General features: G+C 63.6%; 14 protein-coding genes. 4 read left to right on the top strand and 10 right to left on the bottom strand.

Features of this window, described 5'->3' with window-relative positions; translation table 11 throughout:
• Positions 1-8 precede the first annotated feature (8 nt).
• From gap to ACZ7GB_RS12640, 4 genes are read right to left on the bottom strand one after another with little or no spacing between them, the layout of a single operon-like run.
• Entirely contained in the window at positions 9-1,010 is a 1,002-nt protein-coding gene (gene gap, locus ACZ7GB_RS12655) for a type I glyceraldehyde-3-phosphate dehydrogenase (protein ID WP_078601427.1), read from the bottom strand.
• A gap of 13 nt (positions 1,011-1,023) precedes the next feature.
• Positions 1,024-2,997 carry a transketolase gene (gene tkt / locus ACZ7GB_RS12650; protein WP_472158958.1) on the bottom strand — a complete coding sequence of 658 codons (1,974 nt, stop codon included), beginning with the start codon at positions 2,995-2,997 and terminating at the stop codon, positions 1,024-1,026.
• A 17-nt stretch (positions 2,998-3,014) separates the two neighbouring features.
• Positions 3,015-3,887 (bottom strand): phosphoribulokinase, encoded by an 873-nt coding sequence (locus ACZ7GB_RS12645; RefSeq protein WP_472158956.1) that lies wholly within the window; start codon positions 3,885-3,887, stop codon positions 3,015-3,017.
• Positions 3,888-3,890: 3 nt separating this feature from the next.
• Positions 3,891-4,886, bottom strand: a complete 996-nt coding sequence (locus ACZ7GB_RS12640) for a class 1 fructose-bisphosphatase (protein ID WP_078605393.1) — start codon at positions 4,884-4,886, stop codon at positions 3,891-3,893.
• A 107-nt stretch (positions 4,887-4,993) separates the two neighbouring features.
• On the opposite strand from ACZ7GB_RS12640, the gene cbbR reads away from it, so the two are divergent.
• Both cbbR and ACZ7GB_RS12630 read left to right on the top strand, forming a co-directional pair.
• Entirely contained in the window at positions 4,994-5,923 is a 930-nt protein-coding gene (cbbR, locus tag ACZ7GB_RS12635) for a LysR family regulator CbbR (RefSeq protein WP_472158955.1), read from the top strand.
• A gap of 47 nt (positions 5,924-5,970) precedes the next feature.
• Positions 5,971-6,942 (top strand): quinone oxidoreductase family protein, encoded by a 972-nt coding sequence (locus tag ACZ7GB_RS12630; protein ID WP_472158953.1) that lies wholly within the window; start codon positions 5,971-5,973, stop codon positions 6,940-6,942.
• A gap of 123 nt (positions 6,943-7,065) precedes the next feature.
• Here the strand turns inward: ACZ7GB_RS12630 and ACZ7GB_RS12625 are convergent, their stop codons facing one another.
• Genes ACZ7GB_RS12625 through ACZ7GB_RS12600 form a run of 6 tightly spaced genes read right to left on the bottom strand, consistent with a single transcriptional unit; the run spans position 7,066 to position 18,035 of the window.
• Complete coding sequence (locus ACZ7GB_RS12625; RefSeq protein ID WP_472158952.1) at positions 7,066-8,691, bottom strand: alpha-D-glucose phosphate-specific phosphoglucomutase; 1,626 nt, start codon at positions 8,689-8,691, stop codon at positions 7,066-7,068.
• Complete coding sequence (glgX, locus tag ACZ7GB_RS12620; RefSeq protein WP_472158950.1) at positions 8,688-10,706, bottom strand: glycogen debranching protein GlgX; 2,019 nt, start codon at positions 10,704-10,706, stop codon at positions 8,688-8,690. The genes ACZ7GB_RS12625 and glgX overlap by 4 nt, the downstream gene beginning before the upstream one ends.
• Entirely contained in the window at positions 10,703-12,124 is a 1,422-nt protein-coding gene (gene glgA / locus ACZ7GB_RS12615; protein ID WP_472158949.1) for a glycogen synthase GlgA, read from the bottom strand. The genes glgX and glgA overlap by 4 nt, the downstream gene beginning before the upstream one ends.
• 58 nt (positions 12,125-12,182) lie before the next feature.
• Positions 12,183-13,454, bottom strand: coding sequence for a glucose-1-phosphate adenylyltransferase (glgC, locus tag ACZ7GB_RS12610; RefSeq protein ID WP_083076818.1), 1,272 nt, complete (start codon positions 13,452-13,454; stop codon positions 12,183-12,185).
• 26 nt (positions 13,455-13,480) lie between these two features.
• Positions 13,481-15,625 (bottom strand): 1,4-alpha-glucan branching protein GlgB, encoded by a 2,145-nt coding sequence (gene glgB / locus ACZ7GB_RS12605; protein ID WP_472158947.1) that lies wholly within the window; start codon positions 15,623-15,625, stop codon positions 13,481-13,483.
• Between the two features lie 13 nt (positions 15,626-15,638).
• Positions 15,639-18,035 (bottom strand): glycogen/starch/alpha-glucan phosphorylase, encoded by a 2,397-nt coding sequence (locus ACZ7GB_RS12600; RefSeq protein WP_472158946.1) that lies wholly within the window; start codon positions 18,033-18,035, stop codon positions 15,639-15,641.
• A 166-nt stretch (positions 18,036-18,201) separates the two neighbouring features.
• On the opposite strand from ACZ7GB_RS12600, the gene ACZ7GB_RS12595 reads away from it, so the two are divergent.
• A complete protein-coding gene (locus tag ACZ7GB_RS12595) occupies positions 18,202-19,788 on the top strand; it encodes an alpha-amylase family glycosyl hydrolase (RefSeq protein ID WP_472158945.1) in 1,587 nt (528 codons plus the stop codon).
• Positions 19,789-20,027: 239 nt separating this feature from the next.
• Positions 20,028-22,634: a bifunctional lysylphosphatidylglycerol flippase/synthetase MprF gene (gene mprF / locus ACZ7GB_RS12590; protein ID WP_472158943.1), complete on the top strand. Its 2,607-nt coding sequence runs from the start codon at positions 20,028-20,030 to the stop codon at positions 22,632-22,634.
• Position 22,635 lies beyond the last annotated feature (1 nt).

Below are 22,635 nucleotides of genomic sequence, written 5' to 3'. Positions count from 1 at the left end.
AACCGCGGTTAGAGGAGCTTTCCCATCGCGACGGCGGTGTCGGCCATGCGGTTGGAGAAGCCCCATTCGTTGTCGTACCAGCTGAGGATGCGCACCATCCGGCCGTCCATCACCTTGGTCTGGTCCATGTGGAAGACCGATGAATGAGGGTCGTGGTTGAAGTCACTGGAAACATTGGGTTTGTCGGTGTAGCCGAGGATGCCCTTCATCGGGCCGTCAGCGGCCGCGCGGATAGCTGCATTCACTTCCTCGACGGTGGTATCTTTCGCGGCCTCGAAGACCAGATCGACCACGGAGACATTCGGCGTCGGCACCCGGATCGCGACACCGTCCAGCTTTCCATTGAGCTCCGGCAGAACCAGACCCACGGCCTTCGCAGCGCCGGTCGAGGTCGGGATCATCGACAGCGCGGCGGCGCGGGCGCGATACATGTCGGAATGCATCGTATCGAGCGTCGGCTGGTCGCCGGTATAGCTGTGGATCGTCGTCATGAAGCCTTTCGAGATGCCGATCGCGTCGTTGAGCGCCTTGGCGACCGGCGAGAGGCAGTTCGTGGTGCAGGACGCGTTCGAGACGACCAGATCGTCCTTGGTCAGCGCACCGTCATTGACGCCGAAGACGATGGTCTTGTCGGCACCGGCTGCCGGGGCGGAGACCAGCACGCGCTTCGAGCCGTTCTCGAGGTGGAAGGCCGCTTTCTCCCGCGCGGTGAAGATGCCCGTGCATTCCATCGCGATGTCCACGTCGCCCCAGGGCAGTTCCTTGGGGTCGCGGATCGCGGTGACCTTGATCTTGCCGCGGCCCGCGTCGATCCAGTCCTCGCCGGTCGTGACCTCTTGCGGGAAGCGGCCGTGGACGCTGTCGAATTGCAGAAGATGGGCGTTGGTTTCGACCGGGCCCAGATCGTTGATCGCGATCACCTCGATATCGGTGCGACCCGATTCAATGATCCCGCGCAGCACGTTGCGGCCGATACGTCCAAACCCGTTGATGGCAACTTTAACCGTCATTCTCGTTAGTCCCTCAGATCAGTTCTTTTGCATCCGAAACAATCGCTTCGGACGTGATGTTGAAGTGTTTGTAGAGCGCCGGGGCAGGGGCCGAGGCCCCGAAACCGGTCATGCCCACGAAGCGGTCCTCGGGGCGCAGGAAGAGATCCCAGCCCTGGCGGATCGCCGCTTCGCAGCCGACGCGCGGGGCATCGCCCAGAACCTCGGCGCGATACGCCGCGTCCTGTTTCTCGAAGAGTTCGAAACACGGCGCGGTGACCACCGCCGCCTTGATCCCTTGCTCGGCCAGCTGGTCGGCTGCCGCCATCGCGATTTCGACTTCGGACCCGGTCGCGATCAGCGTCACGTCGCGGGCCTCGGGGGCGCGCAGCAGATAGGCGCCGCGGGCGGTGAGGTTCTCGTCCGTGTGTTCGGTGCGAACCGTCGGCAGACCCTGACGCGAGGCCACGATCATCGTCGGCGTGGCCGTCGAGGTCATGGCGATTTCCCAGGCCTCGGCGGTCTCCACCGCATCAGCCGGCCGGAGGATGAGCAAGTTTGGAATGGCTCGGAGCGAGGCCAAATGCTCTACCGGCTGATGGGTGGGACCGTCCTCGCCGAGGCCGATCGAGTCATGGGTCATGACATAGCAGGTCGGCACGCCCATCAGCGCCGACAAACGAATTGCGGGGCGGCAGTAATCGGCGAAGGCCATGAAGGTGCCGCCATAGGGCCGCAGCCCGCCATGGAGCACGATGCCGTTCATCGCGGCGGCCATGCCGTGCTCGCGAATGCCGTAATGGATGTAATCACCGGTGAAATCGGTGGGCGTGATCGATTTCATGCCCGAGGATTTCGTGAGGTTCGAGCCGGTCAGATCGGCCGAGCCGCCAACGGTGAAGGGCAGGGTGGCGTTGACCACTTCCAGCGCCATCTGGCTCGCCTTGCGGGTCGCGACCTTGGGCTTGTCTTCCGAGAGCTTGCGCTTGTAGGCGGCGATCGCGGCGGTCAGAGGGCTGGTGTCGGCCTCTTCGGCGGCGAGGAATTCGGCGCGGGCGGTTGCGGTGTTCAACCGCTGTTCCCACTCCGCCCGCGCCCGCGCGCCTCGCGACGCGATCCGGCCCCATTCGTCGTAAATCGCCGCAGGGATGTCGAAGGGCGGGTGATCCCAATGCAGTTGCTTGCGCGCGGCGGCGATTTCCGCGTCACCCAGCGGTGCGCCGTGGACATCGTGACCGCCTTGCTTGTTCGGTGCGCCGAAGCCGATGATGGTGCGGCAGGCGATCATCGAGGGGCGCGGATCCTGACGCGCGGCCTCGATCGCATCGGCGATCTCGGTCGGCGTATGACCGTCGCATTCGAGCACGTGCCAGCCAGCCGCCGCGAAACGCGCCTTCTGGTCCATCGAGGTGGACAGATCCGTGTCACCGTCGATGGTGATCGAATTGTCGTCCCACATCACGATCAGCTTGCCGAGCTCGAGATGCCCCGCGAGGTCGATCGCCTCGTGGCTGATCCCTTCCATGAGGCAGCCGTCGCCTGCAATGACATAGGTGAAATGATCCACCAGATCAGTGCCATAGCGCGCGTTCTTCATCTTTTCGGCAATCGCCATCCCCACCGCCGTGGCGATACCCTGACCGAGCGGCCCGGTGGTCACTTCGATCCCCTCGGCATGGCCGTATTCCGGGTGGCCAGCGGTGCGCGAACCCAGCTGGCGGAACGCCTTGATCTGGTCCATGCCCATATCTTCATAGCCCAGCAGATGGTTGATCGCGTAGATCAGCATCGAGCCGTGACCCGCCGACAGAACGAAGCGATCGCGGTCGGGCCATTTCGGCGCGGTGGGATCGATATTCATGAAGCGGTTGAACAGAACGGTTGCCACATCGGCCATGCCCATCGGCATCCCGGGATGGCCCGAATTGGCCTTTTGCACCGCATCCATCGTAAGCGCACGGATCGCATTCGCCATGCGCGTTTCTTGCGTGATTTGAATGTCTTTCATCACCTTGTTCATCCTTCTCAAGCCCGCTTCGATTCACGCACGAGGCGTTCGATGAGGGGGGTGAGGATCAGCTGCATGGCCAGATCCTGACGGTTGCCGGGAATGACGATCGAGTTCGCGCGGCTCATCCAGGAGCCGTTGATCATCGAGGTGAGATAAGGGAAATCGATCCCGCGCGGGTTCTTGAAGCGGATCACCACGAGGCTTTCGTCCGCCGTCGGGATCCAGCGCGCGATGAACGGGTTCGAGGTGTCGACGACCGGCACGCGCTGGAAATTGATATCCGTTTCGGTGAATTGCGGCGTGATGCAGTTCACGTAGGAATGCATGCGGCGCAGGATCACGTCGGTGACCGCTTCCGTCGTGTAGCCCCGCGAGGCGCGGTCGCGGTGGATTTTCTGGATCCATTCGAGGTTGATCACCGGAACCACGCCGATCTTCAGATCGGCCAGCGCCGAGAGGTTCACCTCGTCATTGACCACGCAGCCGTGCAGGCCTTCGTAGAAAAGCAGGTCGGACTCGTCCTCGAAATCGCTCCACTCGGTGAAGTGGCCGGGCGGCGTGCCCCATTTCTCGGCCTCGGCGTCGTCATGGACGTAATGGCGGGTCTTGCCCTTGCCGGTCTCGCCATATTCGCGAAAGACGCGCTCCAACTCTCTGAGTTCATTGGCTTCATAGGAGAAATGCGAAAAGCCTTGATCGCCCGCGTCATAACGCTTTTGCAGCTCTTCCTTCATGTCGGCGCGATTGTAGCGGTGGAAGGCGTCCCCCTCGATCGAGACCGCGGAAATCCCTTCGCGACGGAAGATCTGATCGAAGGTCGATTTCACCGTCGAGGTGCCTGCACCGGAAGAACCGACGACGGAAATGATGGGGTGTTTCTTGGACATGGATTAGCTCCGGAAGAGGCCGCGGGTGTTGAAGAGCGCGTGGGCTTCATCCTGCGGCAGGTCGTGATAGGCGGCGACGCGGGCGACCTTGCTGGCCGAGCCGAAGACGAAGGGCGTGCGGGCATGCAGCCGGTCGGGCGTCGCGGACATGATGGGATCGGCGCCGTCGGTGGCCTCGCCGCCGAGCTGCTCGATCAGCATCGCGATCGGTGCGCATTCATAGACGTGGCGCAGACGGCCGCGCTCGTAGCCGTCGCGGTCGTCGCCCGGATAGAGGAAGACGCCGCCGCGCGAGATGATGCGATGGGTTTCGGCCACCAGAGAGGCGATCCAGCGCATGTTGAAATTGCGTCCGCGCGGACCTTCGGCACCGGCGACGAGATCGTCGATGAAGGCGCGGATCGGCTGCGGCCAGTGGCGATAGTTCGACGCGTTGATCGCGTATTCCGAGGTCTCGGAGGGCAGGGGCTTCGGATCGGCCACGCGGCGCCAGATGTCGCTGCCGGGCTCGAGAACCCATTGCTGCACACCCTTGCCGAAGGTCACGACCAGCGCGGTCTGCGGCCCGAAGATGATGTAGCCGCCTGCGATCTGCTCATTGGCCGGGCGCAGGAAGCTGGCATCCATGTCGTCGGCGGCCTCGAAGATCGAGAAGATCGTGCCGATCGAGACATTCACGTCGATATTCGAGGATCCGTCGAGCGGATCGATGGCAAGCGCGAGCGTGCCCTCGCCGAAATCGACCACCTCGTCTTGTTCTTCCGAAGCGTAATGACGAACCGCACCACCGCGCAGCGCATCCATGAAGGCCTCATCCGCGATCACGTCGAGCGCTTTCTGCCCGTCGCCACCGGCGTTGGTGCCTGCGGCTTCCGCCAGATTTCCCTCAAGCCCGTTGCGCGCAATCATGCGGGCAAGCTGGGCGCCGACGCTGGTCAGGCGGGTCATGGTGTCGGCAAGATCGGCAGAAATACCGAGGCCGTCGAAACTCACGGACATCTTCTCCTCCTCCAAAGTCGATGTTCTTGTGAGCCAGACCATTGCCCGGATCGTATTTTTATGAAATTTAAATAAAGGGAATATGCGTTAAGGGAAATTGAAACTACATGCGGATGAACGCTGTAACGCTGAAGCAATTGCGCGCGCTTGATGCGGTGGCGCGGGGTGGGTCTCTGACGGCAGCCGGGGAAAGCCTGAACCTCACAACTCCCGCAATTCATACGCAAATTCGGGGTTTGGAAGATGCGGTCGGGATGAAGTTGATCCAGCGCGCCGTCGACGGTGCGGGATCCGAGCTGACCGAGGCCGGCAAGGCGTTGCGCGAAACCGCGCTGCGGATCGAGGACAACTTGTCGCAGGCCGAGGCGACGCTGAGCGCCATCGCGCGCGGGCAAGTGGGCCGGATCACGCTCGGTGTCGTCTCGACCGGCAAATATTTCGCGCCGCGGCTGGTGAAGATGCTGCAAGACGCCCATCCCGAGATCGAGGTCGCGCTGCGCGTGGGCAACCGCTCGGCCATCATCGAGGGGATCGAGCGCGGCAGTTTCGACATCGCCGTGATGGGCCGTCCGCCGCGCCATCCGCCGGTTGTGGCCGAGCCGATCGGCCAGCATCCGCATGCGCTGGTCGCACCGCCGGACCATCCGCTGATCGCCAAGGCCGACGATCTGGAGCAGCTTTTCGGCGAGACTTTCATCTCACGCGAAGAAGGGTCGGGGACGCGCATCCTGATGTCGCGCTGGCTCGACCGGGTCGGCGACGGGCGGCTCTACGACACGCTGGAGATGGACAGCAACGAGACGATCAAGCAAGCGGTGATGGCGGGTCTCGGCATCGCGTTTCTCAGCCTGCACACGGTGACGGACGAGCTGGAGACCGGGCGCCTGGCGCTGATCCCGGCGCCGGGATTGCCACTGATGCGCCATTGGTTCCTCGTGCGCCGCGAGAGCGAACGCCCGCGCGAACTGGCGCTGCGCGTCTGGGATGAGATCGTCGAGATGAACGGCGCCTTCCTGCCGCATCCGATCCCGGATTGACGCCGGGGCCGCGCGCAGTACCTTTGCGCGGCAACAGGGAGGATAACATGGCTTATGCGATGGCAATCTCGCGCCCCGGCGGGCGCGACCAGTTCCACAAGATCGAGATCGAGGTCCCCAAACCGGGGCCCGGCGAAGTCACTTTAAAACATACCGCTATCGGATTGAATTTCATCGATGTTTACTTCCGCACCGGGCTTTATCCGTGGCCGGTCGAGAGCAATCTGATCACCGGCGGCGAAGCGGCGGGTGTGATCGAGGCGGTCGGCGACGGCGTCGATCTGCAGGTCGGACAGCGCGTGGCGTATACGCAGCCCAATGGCGCATATGCGAGCCACCGGGTGATGGCTGCGAAAAACGTTGTGCCGATCCCGGACGAGATTTCCGATGAGGTCGCGGCAGCGGTGATGCTCAAAGGTCTGACCGTGCATTACCTGATCCATCACTCATATCCCGTAAAGTCTGGTGACACCGTGCTTTTCCACGCAGCGGCCGGTGGCGTTGGCTCAATCGCGGGCCAATGGCTGAAGGCCAAGGGCGTGCGCGCGATCGGCACGGCTGGCGGACCTGAGAAATGCGCGCGTGCGCTCGAGCACGGCTATGACGCGGTGATCGATTACCGGTCCGAGGATTTCGGCGCGGAGGTCAAACGGCTTACCGATGGCGCGGGCGTCGCCGCGGTCTATGACTCGGTGGGCGCGGATACGGTGATGACGTCGCTCGATGTGCTCAAACGGTTCGGCACGCTGGTGTGCTTCGGTCAAAGCTCGGGTCCGGCGGATCAGTTCAAGATCGGCGATCTGGCGCGCAACTCGCTGTTCCTGACGCGTCCGACCTTGTTCCAGCACACGGATCAGCCGGGCTGGTTGCGTAACTCCGCCTCAGAACTCTTTGAGATGATTGGGAAAGGCGAGATCAAGATCGACGTGCCACAGAGCTTTTCTCTGGAGGATGTTGCCGCAGCCCATGAGGCGCTGGAGGGCCGGAAAACGGTCGGGAGCACGGTTTTGACCCCATAATGGGCGTCAAATCGCACTTATAATTTACATAATACCGATTATCGGTATAACGCTGGTATGAAAACGGGGGGCGATTTCGGCCCCCCGGCTTTGTTTTCCGGCTGGATTTGCCGCCTGACCGGATCAGGTGATGACGTCGGGTTTCTCGCGCCCCGTACGTTCACGGATGCCCACTAGCGCCTCTGTCGCCCGGATGATCGGTGCGAGCGCATCTTGCGGATCATGGTCCAGCCCATCCGGACCCGGCGCATAGCGCTCGAGATACACGCGCAGCGTCGCGCCCTCGGTGCCCGTGCCCGACAGACGCAGCACGACGCGTGAGCCGCCTTCAAACAGAATGCGGAAACCCTGACCTTCCGCGACCGAGCCATCGATCGGATCGGTATAGGAAAACTCGTCTGAGCTTTCGACCGTAAGCTCTTCGACTTGCGTCCCTTTCAGCTCTCCAAGGCGGCTGCGCAGATCGTCCAGCATCGCCTCTGCCTGCTCGGTCGGCAGCGCCTCGTAATCGTGGCGCGAATAGTAGTTGCGACCGTAGCGCGCGAAATGATCGGCCATGATCTCGGCCACCGACATCTTGCGAACGGCTAGGATGTTGAGCCACATCAGCACCGCCCAGAGCCCGTCCTTCTCGCGCACATGGTCGGAGCCCGTTCCGAAACTTTCCTCGCCACAGAGCGACACGCGCCCCGCATCCATCAGGTTGCCGAAGAACTTCCAACCCGTCGGCGTCTCGTAGCAATCGAGGCCAAGCGCCTCGGCCACCCGATCCGCCGCCGCAGAGGTCGGCATCGAGCGCGCGACACCCTTCAGCCCGTCCTTGTAGCCCGGCACGAGATGCGCGTTCGCGGCCAGCACCGCGAGACTGTCCGACGGCGAGACATAGGTGCCCGCGCCGAGGATCATGTTCCGGTCGCCATCGCCATCCGAGGCCGCGCCGAAATCCGGGGCACTTTCGCCCATCATCTCATCCATCAGCTCATGCGCCCAGGTCGGGTTCGGATCGGGATGCATGCCGCCGAAATCCGGCAGCGGCGTGCCATGCGTGACGGTCCCGGCCGGTGCGCCGAGGCGGTTCTCGAAAATCTCCACTGCGTAAGGTCCGGTGATGGCGCACATCGAGTCCATCCGCATCCGGAAGCCCGCTTTAAAGACGTCCCGCAACGCATTGAAATCGAATATCGTTTCCATCAGGTCGGCATAGGCGCTCACCGGATCGACGACTTCGACCGTCATCTCTCCCAGCGGCGTCTCGCCAAGGCGGTCCAGATCGGGATCTGCCGCATCGAGCAGATGATACTCACGGATTTCTTGCGTGCGCTTGTGGATCGCCGAGGTGATCGACTCCGGCGCAGGCCCGCCATTGGCGCTGTTGTATTTGACGCCGAAATCTTCCTCCGGGCCGCCCGGATTGTGGCTGGCCGAGAGGATGATCCCGCCATCCGCCTGGCGCTGCCGGATCAGGTTCGACGCGGCGGGCGTGGACAGCCACGCACCCTGCCCCACGATCACCCGCGCAGCCCCGTTGGCGGCCGCCATTTTCAGGATCGTGCCTGCCGCTTCCCGTCCGAAATAACGCCCGTCACCGCCAAGAACCAAGGTCTTGCCGCGCACACCGCCGATCGCGTCGAAGGTCGATTGCACGAAATTCTCGAGGTAGCTTGGCTGCATGAAAACGCGGGTTTTCTTGCGCAGCCCCGAGGTGCCGGGTTTCTGGCCGTCGATGGGCTGGGTCGCGTGGCGGGTCATGATTTCTCCTGCACTGTGGCGCGGGTAAAGACTTGAACGGATTGTGCGGCAAGGCAAGCCTCGGGGCCGTCGATTTGTTCCGCTTTCTGTCCGGGCAAGGCGGAATCGAGCGCGCGAGTCCAGCGGCCCGGCGGCAATTTCACTTCGCGCGCGGGGCCTGCGTTGAGGATCACGTAGACCGCCTCGCTGCCGGCCTCGCCGGCCGGACCTTCGGCAGCGCCGCGAATCTCGACGCCGATGCAACGCAGCTCGGGATCGTTCCAATCATGCGGTTCGGGTTCCTCACCAGAGGCAAGCCGCCAGATCAGATCGCGCATCCCGTCCTGCTTGCGGATCAGCGAGTGCAGATAGCGGTTTTGCCGCAGGACGCGGTGATCTTTTCGTATCTGGATCAGATGCTTGACGAATGTTTTTAAAGTGTCGTCGGGCACGGTCCAGTCGATCCAGCCGATCTCGTTATCCTGCGCATATGCGTTGTTATTGCCGCCCTGCGAATTGCCGATTTCGTCACCGGCCAGCAGCATCGGCACGCCTTGGCTCATCAGCAGTGTCGCAAGCAGCGCGCGTTTGCGCAGGGCCTGCGCTTCGACGCTCTCCAGCGCTTCCGAGAAATTCGCGTCATGGCCGTCGCGGTTTTCCTCGCCATTCGCGAGGTTCTGCTTTTCGCCATAGGAAACAAGGTCTTGTAGCGTGAAGCCGTCATGGGCGGTGATGAAATTCACCGAGGCCGTAGCGGGCCGCCCGTTCTGGTCGAAGATTTCCGCTGATCCCGCCACGCGCCGCGCCAAATCGCCCGCCATGCCCCGGTCGCCGCGCCAGAACCGGCGCGCATCGTCGCGGAAGCGGTCGTTCCATTCGGTGAAAGGATGCGGGAAGCCACCCAGGTAATAGCCGCCCGGCCCGATATCCCAGGGCTCCGCGATCAATTTCACCCCTCGCAGCACCGGATCCTGCTCGATCGCGGTGAGAAATTGCGCATGCGCCTCAACCGCTCCCGAGGTGCCGCGTGCCAGCGTCGCCGCCAGATCGAAGCGGAAGCCATCCACGCCCATCTCCTCAACCCAATGGCGCAGGCAATCCATCACCAGCCGCAGACAGAGCGGGTTCGACAGGTCCAGCGTATTGCCGGTCCCGGTCTCGTCGATATAGGCGCCGTCGGGCGTCAGGCGGTAATAGCTCGCATTGTCGATCCCACGCAGGCTGAGCATCGGCCCGATCGCATTGCCCTCGCCCGTGTGGTTGTAGACGACGTCGAGGATCACCTCGATCCCGGCGCCATGGAAGCGCCGCACCATCTCGCGAAATTCGCCGCGCGGATCGGCACCGGAATAGCGCGGCTCCGGCGCGAAATTGGCGATGGGCTGGTAGCCCCAGTAATTGCTCAAGCCCTTCTCGACGAGGAAACGATCGTCGAGATAGGCGCAGCTCGGCAGCAGCTCGATCGCGGTGATCCCGAGATCGGTGAGATGCGACAGGATCGGATCGGAGGCGAGCCCCACCCAGGTGCCGCGCAAGGCTTCGGGCACGTCCGGATGGGTCATCGTCAGCCCCTTGGGATGGGCCTCGTAGATCACCGTCTCGGACCAGCTATGCTGCGGCCGATCCCATTCGGGCCGCGCGATCTCGGCCACGACGGATTTCGGCGTGACGCTTGCGCTATTGCGCCGGTCGGGTTTGGATTTCCCATATTGCATAGGGGCTTGCCAGCTGATCTTCGAGTCGATCTCGCGCGCATAGGGGTCGATCAGAAGCTTCGCCGGGTTGAACCGATGCCCCGCCTCGGGCGCCCAGGGCCCATGCACCCGGTAGCCATAACGCGCCCCCGGCTTGAGCCCCGCGACAAAGCCATGCCAAGTCGGACCGGTGCGCCCGGGCAGGTCGATCCGCTGCTCGCCAGATTTGGTGAACAGGCACAGCTCCACGCGCTCGGCATGGGCCGAGGCCAGCGCGAAGTTCACGCCGCCCTCGCAGGGCGTTGCGCCCAGCGGGTCCGCTCTGCCGGGGCTTATCTTCATCGCGCGAGAAGCGCGTCATAAAGCGCGGCGTAGCGTGCGGCCGATCCGTCCCAGCCCCAGTCGGTCTTCATTGCCCGGCGCTGCATCGCGGCCCAGCCCTTGCGATCGGCATAGAGCGCGATCAGCTTCATCAGCGCCTGCCGCAACGCGAGATCGTCGACGGGATGGAAGACGATCCCGGTCGATGCGCCTGCGGCCTCGGTCGCGGGCGTCGCGCCCACCACCGTATCGGCGAGGCCGCCCACGGCGGAGACCACCGGCAGGCAGCCATAGCGCAGCCCGTAGAGCTGGGTCAGCCCGCAGGGTTCGAAGCGCGAGGGCACCAGCACCGCGTCGCCGCCCGCATACATCCGGTGGCTCAGCGCCTCGTCATAGCCGATCTTCACGCCGACCCGGCCGGGGTGGCGCGCGGCAAGGTCGCGCATCGCGTCTTCCGCCCAGCCATCGCCCGATCCCAGCACCGCAAGACCGCCGCCCGCCTCCAGATAGGGCCCAAGCGCCGGAGCGAGCAAATCGATGCCCTTCTGCGGCGTCAGGCGCGAGATCAGGATCGCCAGCGGTCCCGGCACATCGAGATCAAATTCGGCCTCCAAAGCTTTGCGGTTCTTCGATTTTCCGCCGGGTTTAGCCGCCGAGAAAGACGTCACTTCCGGATCGGTCTCGGGGTTCCAGACATCCAGATCGATCCCGTTGAGAATACCGTGCAGGTCACCCGCGCGCGCCTGAATGACACCTTCCAGCCCCATGCCGAACTCGCCGCGCATCAACTCGTCTGCATAGCGCGGGCTGACCGTGGTGATCGCGCTCGCCGCGACCAGCCCGGCTTTCAGCGTCGAGATATCGCCCCAGAATTCCACGCCTTCGCGGGTGAAATCCCAGGTCTGCAGCCCGAGCGCCGCCAGCTTGTCGCGGCCGAACCGGCCCTGAAACGCGATGTTGTGGATCGTCATCACCGTCGGAATGCCGGTGCCGCGCAGATACCACGGCACGAGCCCGGTCTGCCAATCGTGGCAATGCACCAGATCGGGCTGCCATTTGCCTGCACCCTCGCGCGCAATCTCGGCGGCGACGAAGCTGAGGGCGGCGAAGCGTTCCGCATTGTCGGGATAGTCGCGCCCGTCTTGCGAATACGGGCCCCCGTCCCGGTCGAACAGATGGTCGGCCTGCAGCGCCAGCACCTCCATGCCGCCCGCCTTGCCCAGCACCAGACGCGCCGGGCCGCCATAGAGGCTCTCGCTTTCCCATACGGGTTTCGGTGATTTCAGCTTTTTCAGAATCCCGCGATAGGCCGGGATCATCACCCGCATCTCCCAGCCCTGCCCTTTGAGCGCGGCGGGCAAGGCGCCTGCCACATCGGCCAGACCGCCCGTCTTGATTAGCGGAACCGCTTCTGACGCAACCGAGAGCACGCGTTTCATATCTTCGCTCTTTCCAAATATCCCGGGGCGCGGGGCAGCGCCCCGCTCTCTGACCCCGTTAGTCCAATGCCGCCGCGCGTTTGTCGAGCATCGTCTGCGTGATCAGCACGACGCCGCCTTCCGACCGGCGGAACCACTTCTCGTCCTCCTCCGGGTCTTCGCCCACGACGAGCCCTTCGGGAATATGCACGCCGCGGTCGATCACGCATTGGCTCAGCCGCGCATGCCGCCCGATATCGACGTAAGGCAGCACCACAGCCTCCTCAAGGCTCGCGAAACTATGCGCGCGCACGCCGGTATAGAGCAGCGAATTGCGCACCTCCGCGCCCGAGACGATGCAGTCGCCCGAGACCAGCGAGGAGATTGCCGAGCCGCGTCTGCCATCCTCGTCATGGATGAATTTCGCGGGCGGCACGATCTCGGCATAGGTCCAGATCGGCCATTCGGTGTCGTAGAGGTCCAGCTTTGGCGTGAAATCGGTCAGGTCGATATTGGCCTGCCAGAAGGCATCCACCGTGCCCACATCGCGCCAGTAAGGTTCGGTCTCGAGCCCCGTCGTCACGCAGCTATCCGAGAACTTATGCGCCATCGCCTTGCCGTGCTTGACGATCTGCGGGATCAGGTCATGCCCGAAATCATGGGACGAATTCGGGTCTTCCATGTCGCGGATCAGCAATTCGCGCAGGAATTGCCAGTCAAAGACATAAATCCCCATCGAGGCCAGCGCATGATCGGGATCGCCGGGCATTCCGGGCGGGTCTGCGGGCTTTTCGAGGAAATCGGTGATCTGTCCGGTCTTGTCGATGGCCATCACGCCAAAGGCGGTCGCCTCCATCCGCGGCACGGTTAGACAGCCGATCGTGACATCGGCCTTGGTGTCGACATGCTGGCGCAGCATCACCTCGTAATCCATCTTGTAGATGTGGTCTCCGGCGAGGATGATGACGTATTTCACGCCGTAATCTTCAATGATATCAATATTCTGCGCCACCGCGTCGGCGGTGCCTGCATACCAGCGGCTATCGGCCACGCGTTGGCTCGCGGGCAGGATGTCGAGATATTCGTTCCGCTCAGCGCGGAAGAAATCCCATCCGCGCTGGATGTGGCGGATCAGCGAATGGGCCTTGTATTGCGTGGCGATCGCCATCTTGCGGATGCCGGAATTGAGCGCGTTCGACAGGGCGAAGTCGATGATCCGGGTCTTGCCACCGAAATAGACGGCGGGTTTCGCGCGCCGGTCGGTCAATTCCTTCAGGCGGCTGCCGCGGCCGCCTGCCAGCACGAAGGCCATGGCCTGCGCGCTCAGGCGCGTGTTGGGCTGTGGTTTCATATTCCTCCCCCTCCTCTGGGCACCGCTTACGCGGGCGTGAACATCACGACTGACAGCGGCGGCAGATACACCTCCGCGCTCTGGGCGCAGCGGCCCTGCGCGTGGTCTTCGGCGCGGATCGCACCGAGATTGCCGCGGTTCTCGCCGCCGTAGAAACCGGAATCCGTGTTGAGTATCTCGCACCACTCGCCGTCCAGCGGCAGGCCGATGCGGTAGCTGTGCTCGACCGGGGTCAGGTTCGCGACCACCACGACCGGATCGGAGCCGGGCGCGCGGCGCTCGAAGATGAAGACCGAGGCCTCGGAGTCGTCGGCGGCGATCCATTCGAAGCCTTCCGGCTCGCAATCGCCCCAATGCAGCGCGGGCGTCTCGCGGTAGAGCCGGTTAAGATCGCGTACCAGCGCGCGCAGTCCCTCGTGGCGCGGATCGTCGAGCAGATACCAGTCCAGCTCGCGCTCATGGCTCCATTCCGACCACTGGCCGAATTCCTGCCCCATGAACAAAAGCTTCTTGCCCGGATGCGCCCATTGGAACGCGTAGAAGGCGCGCAGATTGGCGTATTTCTCGGGGTCGTTGCCGGGCATCTTGCCCAGCATTGAGCCCTTGCCGTGCACGACCTCGTCATGGCTGATCGGCAGGATGAAATTCTCGCTGTAAATGTACGAGCTCGCGAAGGTCAGCTCGGTATGGTGGAACTTGCGATAGAGCGGATCGCGCGCAAAATAGCGCAAGGAATCGTTCATCCAGCCCATGTTCCACTTGTAGCCGAAACCCAAGCCATCCTCATGCACGGGGCGCGTGACACCGGGATAGGCGGTGCTTTCCTCCGCCACCGTCATGATGCCTTCCGCGCCGCCATAGGAGGCCGCGTTCATGTTCTGCAGGAATTCGATCGCCTCGAGGTTCTCGCGCCCGCCATATTTGTTGGGCACCCATTCGCCAGCGGCCCGCGAATAGTCGCGGTAGAGCATCGAGGCCACGGCGTCCACGCGCAGCCCGTCGAGGTGATATTCCTCCAGCCAGAACAGCGCATTGGCCAGCAGATAGTTCGACACCTCGCGCCGCCCGTAATTGTAGATCAGCGTGTTCCAGTCCTGATGGAAGCCCTCTTTCGGGTCGGCATGCTCATAAAGCGCTGTGCCGTCGAAATGTCTCAGCCCGTGATCGTCGGTCGGGAAATGCCCCGGCACCCAGTCGAGGATCACACCGAGGCCCCGCCGATGCGCCGCATCCACGAATTCCGCGAATTCCTCGGGGCGACCGTGGCGGATCGTCGGCGCGTAGAGCCCGATCGGCTGGTAGCCCCAGGAGCCGTCGAACGGGTGTTCGGTAATGGGAAGCAGTTCGATATGGGTGAAGCCCATATCGCAGACGTAATCGACCAGCTTCTCGGCCAGTTCGTGATAGGAAAGCGGCCTGCCCCCCTCGTCCCAGATCCGCATCCAACTCCCGAGATGCACCTCGTAGACCGATATCGGCGCGTGGCGTTCCTGCGCCTCGGCGCGGGTCTGACACCATGCGCTGTCGCCGAAGCGATGCCGCCCAAGCTTGCGCACGACCGAGGCCTGCGCGGGCGGATGCTCTGCACCGAAGCCGACCGGGTCGGCCTTGAGCGGCAGCACCGTCCCCTCCGCGTCGAGCAGCTCGTACTTGTAAAGCGCGCCTGCATGGATGCCGGGGACGAAAATCTCCCAGACGCCGGACGCGCCGATCCGGCGCATCTGGTGGCGGCGGCCGTCCCAGAAATTGAAATCGCCCACGACCGAGACGCGGCGCGCATTGGGCGCCCAGACCGCGAAATGGACGCCTTCGACGTCCTGATGCGTGATCACATGGGCGCCGAGCTTCTCCCAGAGCCGCGTATGCGTCCCCTCCCCGATCAGATATTCGTCGATCGCGCCCAACACCGGCGCGAAGCCGTAAGGGTCGTCGAAATCCCATGTCGTCTGATCGTGCCGCGCGCGCAGACGGTAGGTTTCCTCGCCCCATTTGCCGATGAAGATCCCCGGCACGACGGGCTCCAGCGCGACCTCTGTCTTGCCAAGCGCCCAGACCTCTTCTGCGCCGGGCACAAGCGCCACGATTTCCCCGTCATGCAGACCCAGCACGGAAAACGGATCGGGATGTTGCGCGTGGATAAGCGCTTCGGCCTCGTCGCGGGAAAGTGTCATAGCGCTCCTTGGTTCACAGGGCCGATTGAGTGGTCCAGATCTCGTCCATGTAGCCCTTGATCGCCCGGTCGGAGGAGAAGAACCCCATCCGCGCGGTGTTCAAAACAGCCATCTTCGCCCAGCCTGCGCGATCGGCGAAGGCCGTGTCCACCTCTTTCTGGGCCGCCGCGTAGGCCTCGAAATCGGAAGCGACGAGGAAATAATCGCTATGCCACATATTATGAACAAGATCGTGATAGCGTTCTGGTTCCTCAGGAGAAAACCGTCCCTCGGCGATCATCTGCAGCACGTCCTGCAAAGGCTGGCTTGCGAGGATGGCGTGGCGCGCATGTTCGGGATCGCGGCGGCGCTCCATCACCTCGTCGGCGGTCATACCGAAGAGGAAGAAGTTCTCCGCGCCGACCTGTTCACGAATTTCCACATTCGCGCCATCGAGCGTGCCGATGGTCAGTGCGCCGTTCAATGCGAATTTCATGTTGCCGGTGCCGGAGGCTTCCTTGCCCGCGGTCGATATCTGTTCTGACAGGTCCGCCGCCGGGATCAGCCGCTCGGCCATGGAGACGTTGTAGTTCGGCGGATAGACGATCTTGAGGCGCCCATCGACATAAGGGTCGTTATTGACCACCTCGGCCACGTCATTGATCAGCCGGATGATCTGTTTCGCGGTGTGATAGCCCGGTGCCGCCTTGCCGCCGAAGATCTTCACGCGCGGCTGGAAGTCGGCCTGCGGGTTCTCGCGGATCGCGTGCCATTCGGCGATGGTCTGCAGGATGTTGAGCAGCTGGCGCTTGTATTCGTGGATGCGCTTGACCTGAATGTCGAAGATCGCATCGGGGTCGAGGGTGATCCCTTGCGTGTCGCGCACCCAATCCGCCAGATGCACCTTGTTGCGCCGTTTCGCGGCCATGAAAGCGTCGCGGAAGCTCGCATCCTCGGCATAGGGCTCCAGTGCGCGCAGCTTGTCGAGATCGGCCTCCCAGCCATCGCCGATCGTGTCGATGATCAGATGCGACAGCTCACCATTGGCCATGCGAAGCCAGCGGCGCGGCGTGATCCCGTTGGTCTGATTGATGATGCGCCCGGGATGCAGTCGGTCCAACTCGGGAAACAGGTTGCGCTTGATCAGCTCGGTATGGAGCGCCGAGACCCCGTTCACCTTATGCGAGGTGATGAAGGCCAGTTCGCCCATCCGCACCTCCTGATGCTTCACGATGCCGACGTAATGCGCGCGTTTGGGAAATTTGCGCCGGTGCCAGCTGTCGATCTTCTCGATGATCTGCATATGGCGCGGCAGCACGGTGCCCATCAGATAGGTCGCCCAACGTTCGAGCGCCTCGGGGAGCAGTGTGTGGTTCGTGTAGCCCAGACATTGCATCGTGATCTCGAGCGCGGCGTCGAACTCCATGTCATGCAGATCGGTGAGGATGCGGATCAACTCCGGCCCCGCGATCGCCGGATGCGTATCGTTCATCTGGATCGCGACGAAGTCGGGCAACGCCTCGATGCTGTGCCCGGCGGCCAGATGGCGGCGCATGATGTCCTGCAGCGCGGCGGAAGTCAGGAAATACTCCTGCTTGAGGCGAAGCTCCTTGCCCGCATAGGTCGTGTCATCGGGATAAAGGACGCGGGATAGCGTGCGCGCCAGCGCCTCGGGTTCGGCTGCGGCGGCGTAATCGCCGTGATTGAAGCGTGCGAGGTCGAACTGCTCGGTGGGCTTGGCCGACCACAGACGCAGCGTGTTCGCCCATTTGCCCTCCCAGCCGATGATCGGCATGTCATAGGCTTCGGCCAGCACCGTCTCGCCTGGCACCCAATGCGGCTTGCCGTCCAGCGTTTCGACATGGCCCTTGAAGCCGATCTCATAGGCCGCCTCGGGCCGTTCGAATTCCCACGGGTGGCGCTGCTTGAGCCAATCCTCCGGCGTCTCGACCTGACGCCCGCCCTCGAAGCGCTGCTTGAAGAGGCCGTGTTCATAGCGGATGCCGTAGCCATATCCGGGGCAGCCCAGCGTCGCCATGCTCTCCATGTAGCAGGCGGCCAACCGCCCTAGCCCACCATTGCCGAGCGCCGCGTCGGGCTCGTTCTCGACCACGGCTTCCCAGTCCTGACCAAGCGCTTCCATCGCCTCGCGGCAGGTGGCGCGCAGACCGAGGTTGATCGCGGCATCCTCGAGCATCCGCCCGATCAGGAACTCCATCGAGAGGTAGTAGACCCGCTTGCGTCCCTCTTCCCATGTCCGCCGGGTCGCTGCGAACCACGGCGCCACGACCCGGTCGCGGATCGCGAGAGACAGCGCCATGCGCCAGTCATAGACCGAGGCGTGATCGGGATCCTTGCCCATCGAAAAAGTGATGTGGTGCAGAATTTCTTCGCGAACTGTCTCGGCACTGGGCAATTGGGTGTCTTTCAAGGGGGAGGTCTCCGGAACGCGTCAGATAGCAATTGATTGATGTGCCGCCCCCTGCTCAAGGTCAAGCGAAGGCGCAGAAACGGCCTGAGCGGCGGTTGCCGTTTGCGCTAACAAGTCTACCCTTGCCGCGATAACGGGCAACAGGAAACTGAAAGAGGAGCGATTCATGGCGAAGGATTGGTGGCGCGGGGCGGTTATCTACCAGATTTATCCGCGTAGCTTTCAAGACGACTCGGGCGACGGTATCGGCGATCTGAAGGGGATCACGCGCAGGCTCGATCATGTCGCCTCGCTGGGCGTCGATGCGATCTGGCTGTCGCCGATCTTCACCTCGCCGATGGCGGATATGGGCTATGACGTCTCCGATTATCGCGACATCGATCCGCAATTCGGCACGCTCGAGGATTTCGACGCGCTGGTGGCGCGGGCGCATGAACTGGGCCTGAAGGTCGTGATCGATCAGGTGATCTCGCACAGTTCCGATCAGCATCCGTGGTTCAAGGACGCCAAGAAAGGCGGCGCGAAGAAGGACTGGTATGTCTGGGCCGATCCCAAGCCCGATGGCAGCCCGCCGAACAACTGGCAATCGGTGTTTGGCGGCTCGTCCTGGGAATACGCCCCCGAGCGCGGCCAGTATTACCTGCATAACTTCCTGATCGAGCAGCCCGACCTGAACCTGCACAATCCCGAGGTGCAGGACGAATTGCTCGACGTGTTCCGCTTCTGGCTGGATCGCGGCGTCGACGGCTTCCGCCTCGATACGGTGAACTACTACTTCCACGACCCGAAACTGCGCGACAATCCGGCGATGGACCCCGATCCCGAACGCTGGCCGCCGGTCTCGACCTACGACATGCAGGATCACGAGTTCGACAAGAACCGTCCCGAAAACGTCCCCTTCCTCAAGAAGATGCGCGCGGTGATGGACGACTACGAGGCGCGCACGCTGATCGGTGAAGTCGGCGAAGCGCCCCATCGCGCGCTCGGCATCATGGAAGAATACACCCGCGGCGATGACCGTCTGCACATGGCCTACAGCTTCGACATGCTGGGCCCGAAATTCACGCCCGCGCATTTCCGCGGCAAGATCGAGGGCTTCTTCAAGGGCGCGCCGGATGGCTGGCCGAGCTGGTCCTTCTCGAACCACGACGTGCAGCGCCATGTCACCCGCTGGGCGAAATACGGCACCGAGGACAGTATCGCACGGTTGGCCATCGCGATGCTCGCGTCCTTCCAGGGCACGATCGGGATCTATCAGGGCGAGGAACTCGGCCAGACCGAGACCGAGATGGAATATCACGAGCTGACCGACCCGCCCGGCCTGCGTTTCTGGCCCGAGAACAAGGGGCGCGACGGTTGCCGCACGCCGATGGTCTGGGACGAGAGCACGAATGCGGGCTTCTCCAAAGCCAAGCCGTGGCTGCCGGTGAAGCCGCCGCAAGCGGCCCGCGCCGTTGCAATCGAAGAAGCCGATGAGGGTTCGGTCCTCGCCTATTACCGCCGCGTTCTGGCCTTCCGGAAGGAAAACCCGGTGCTGCGCGAGGGCGCGTCGAAATTCCTCGACCTGCCCGACCCGGTGCTCGGCTTCATTCGCGACGATGGCGCGATGAAATTCGCCTGCTACTTCAACCTCGGCCCCGATCCGGTAACGCTCGACGCCGACGGGGAGCTTGTCGGCCCCTGCCTTGCCGCGACGCTGGAGGGCGGCACGCTGTCGCTCGGCCCGAATGGCGCGGCTTGGGTGAAGCTCTAAGAGCCCATGACGCGGCGGCCGGGTCCGGATTTAAACCTGCCGCCGCGTAACGGACCCGCGACGGCGTCGGGAGCGTTTGCTCTCGGCGCCGCGTGTGTTTCTGTTTTCTTTCTCTAGTAAGTCGCGCGGTCTCAGCCAATAAGGTGCGTTCGGGACGATTTCTTACGGAATTTTAAGAAGGCCATAAATTCCTTCTGCGATTGTCCCGCCAGAGATAGGAAAAAACGTGGAAATATAAGATGGCTCTCGCTGATCCGGCGCAACCTGCCCCACCCCAGTCGCGTGTGAAGATTCTCTGGCCGATTGCGCTCGGGCTCGTGCTGTTCCTGATGGGGCTGTGGGCGCTGCATCATCTTCTCGCGAGCATCGACGTCCATCAGGTCATCGCGCAGATCAAGGCGACGCCGTGGCCCACGCTCGGTGCGGCTGTGGGCGCGACCGCTTTGGGCTATCTGGCGCTGGTCGGCTATGATTTCTGGGCGCTGCATTACCTCGGCAAGCAGCTGCCGCTGCGGACCGTCGCGCTTGGCGGGTTTCTGGGCTACGCCTTCGGCAATACGGTCGGGATCAGCGTGATCTCGGGCGGGGCCGTGCGCTACCGCATCTATTCCGCCGCTGGTCTGAACGCCTTCGAGGTCGCGGCGCTGTCGTCCTATATCGCGCTGGCGATGGGGCTCGGGCTGACGATGGTGGGCGCTCTGGCGCTCTGCGTGCATCCGGCAGCGCTCGCAGGCGTCATCTCCGCGCCGGAGGTCCTGATCCGCATGGGTGCGCTTGCGGCGACGGCACTGCTTCTGGGCGGGGCCTTCTGGCTCTCTTATACCGGGCGCGCCCTTCGTATCCGCGACCGCGAGATCGCGATGCCCGCGCCGCGCATCCTGATCGGCCAGCTCGGCGTGGCGCTGTTCGACTCGACCATGGCCGCGGGCGCGCTTTGGGTGCTGATGCCCGCAGGCACCCCGCCATTTGCGAGTTTCGTCGCGATCTACGCCGCGGCCAGCATGGTCGGCATCCTGAGCCACGTGCCCGGCGGCGTCGGCGTGTTCGAGACGGTGGTGATCGCCGCCCTGCCCGCGGGCGTTCCCCTGGGCGAGGCTGCTGCGGGCCTTCTGGCCTTCCGCATGATCTATTTCCTGCTGCCCTTCGTGATCGCCTTCGTCGTGGTCTCGCTGAATGAGGCGCGGCTCGCAGGTGGCTGGGCCACCCGCGTCTTCGGCGAAATCTCCGAGCCGATGCGCCCGGTGATCAGCGGCATCGAGGGGCTCGCCCCCAGGATTGCCGGGGTGGCGGTGCTGGGTCTCGGCTTCTGGATGGTGATCGTCGCGCTGATGCCGGTGCTTGGCCGACAGGGCGGAGAGCCGGGGCTGATCACGGCGGTTCTCGCAGAAGGCGGCACGCAGCTTTGTGCCCTCGCGGGTGTGCTGTTGATCGTGCTGTCGCATGGCTTGGTGCGCCGGGTGAGACTTGCCTATTGGCTGGTACTTGCGGGGCTGGTGCTTGGCGTGATCTCGGTTTTGGCGGCCGATCTCGACATCGACAACGCGGTCGTCCTGTCGCTCGCCGCGGTGGTGTTGCTGCCGTTCCGCGGGGCCTTTCACCGTCGGGTCGCGCTGACCGAGGGCGGCTACGGCCCCCTGTGGTTCGCGGTCATCCTTGGAATGGTGGCCTCGGCGGCGGTGTTTTTCTTCCTCGCCTATGCGGCGCATCCCTATTCCAACGCGCTCTGGCTCGATTTCACCGCGAGTTCACCCACACCACGGGCGCTCAGGGCCGGGCTCCTGATCAGCGCGCTGCTGCTCGGGTTTCTTCTGTGGCTCACGCTGCGCCCGATGCGCCGCTTCACCTTCTCCGTCGATCCCGAACAGGACATCGCGGTCGCTGAAATCCTCACCGCCCAAGACGTGCCGCAGGGCTGGTTCGCGCTGACGGGCGACAAATGCGTGATGTTCTCGCCCGACCGCTCGGCCTTCCTGATGTATGCGCAACGCGGCGGGATGCGGGTCGTGCTCGGCGATCCCGTCGGCCCGCCCGAGGCGGCGCGGCAACTGGCGTGGGAGTTTCACGAACGCGCGGTGAGCGAGGGGCTCACCCCTGTCTTCTACGAGGTCTCGACGAAGAACCTGCCGCTCTGGATCGAGATGGGCTATGCGCTGCACAAGATCGGCGAAGAGGCCGTGGTCGACCTGCAGAAATTCTCGCTCACGGGGTCGAAATTCAAGACGATGCGGGCCGAGCAGAACCGCGCCCTGCGCGAGGGTTTCACGCTTGAGATCGCGTCCCCGCCGCATGCGCCGGAGCTGATAGCGACGCTGCGCGATGTGTCCGACGCGTGGCTCGCAGGCCAGAAAGGTCGCGAGAAAGGCTTCTCCATCGGCCGCTTCGATCCGCGCTACCTCAACCATTGCGAGATTGCGCTGATCCGGCGCGACGGCGAAATCCTCGGCTTCGCGAACCTTCTGGGCGGGCCGGATGCACGGCGTTTCGCGATCGACCTGATGCGGTATCGCCCGGAGGCGGCCGACGGCGTCATGCAATTCCTGTTCATCGGCCTGATTGAGGCGCTGCGCGACCGCGGCGCGACGGAACTCAGCCTCGGCCTCGCGCCACTTGCGGGCCTGCCCGATCGCGCCTCTGCGCGGCTGACCAGCCGCCTTGGCAATCTGATCTATCGTCACGGCGGAAGTTTTTATAACTTCGAAGGGTTACGTCGTTTCAAACAGAAATTCCGGCCCGAATGGCGGCCCCATTATGTCGCACTTCCGCCCGGCACCTCCCCCTATCTCGCGCTCACCGAAATTACCCTGCTGATCTCCGGCGGCGCGCGCAATCTGCTGACAAAGGACTGAA

The organism is Thioclava sp. PTB-PU3-1, assembly GCF_055666785.1.
This window is presented reverse-complemented; position numbering and strand designations above follow the sequence as displayed.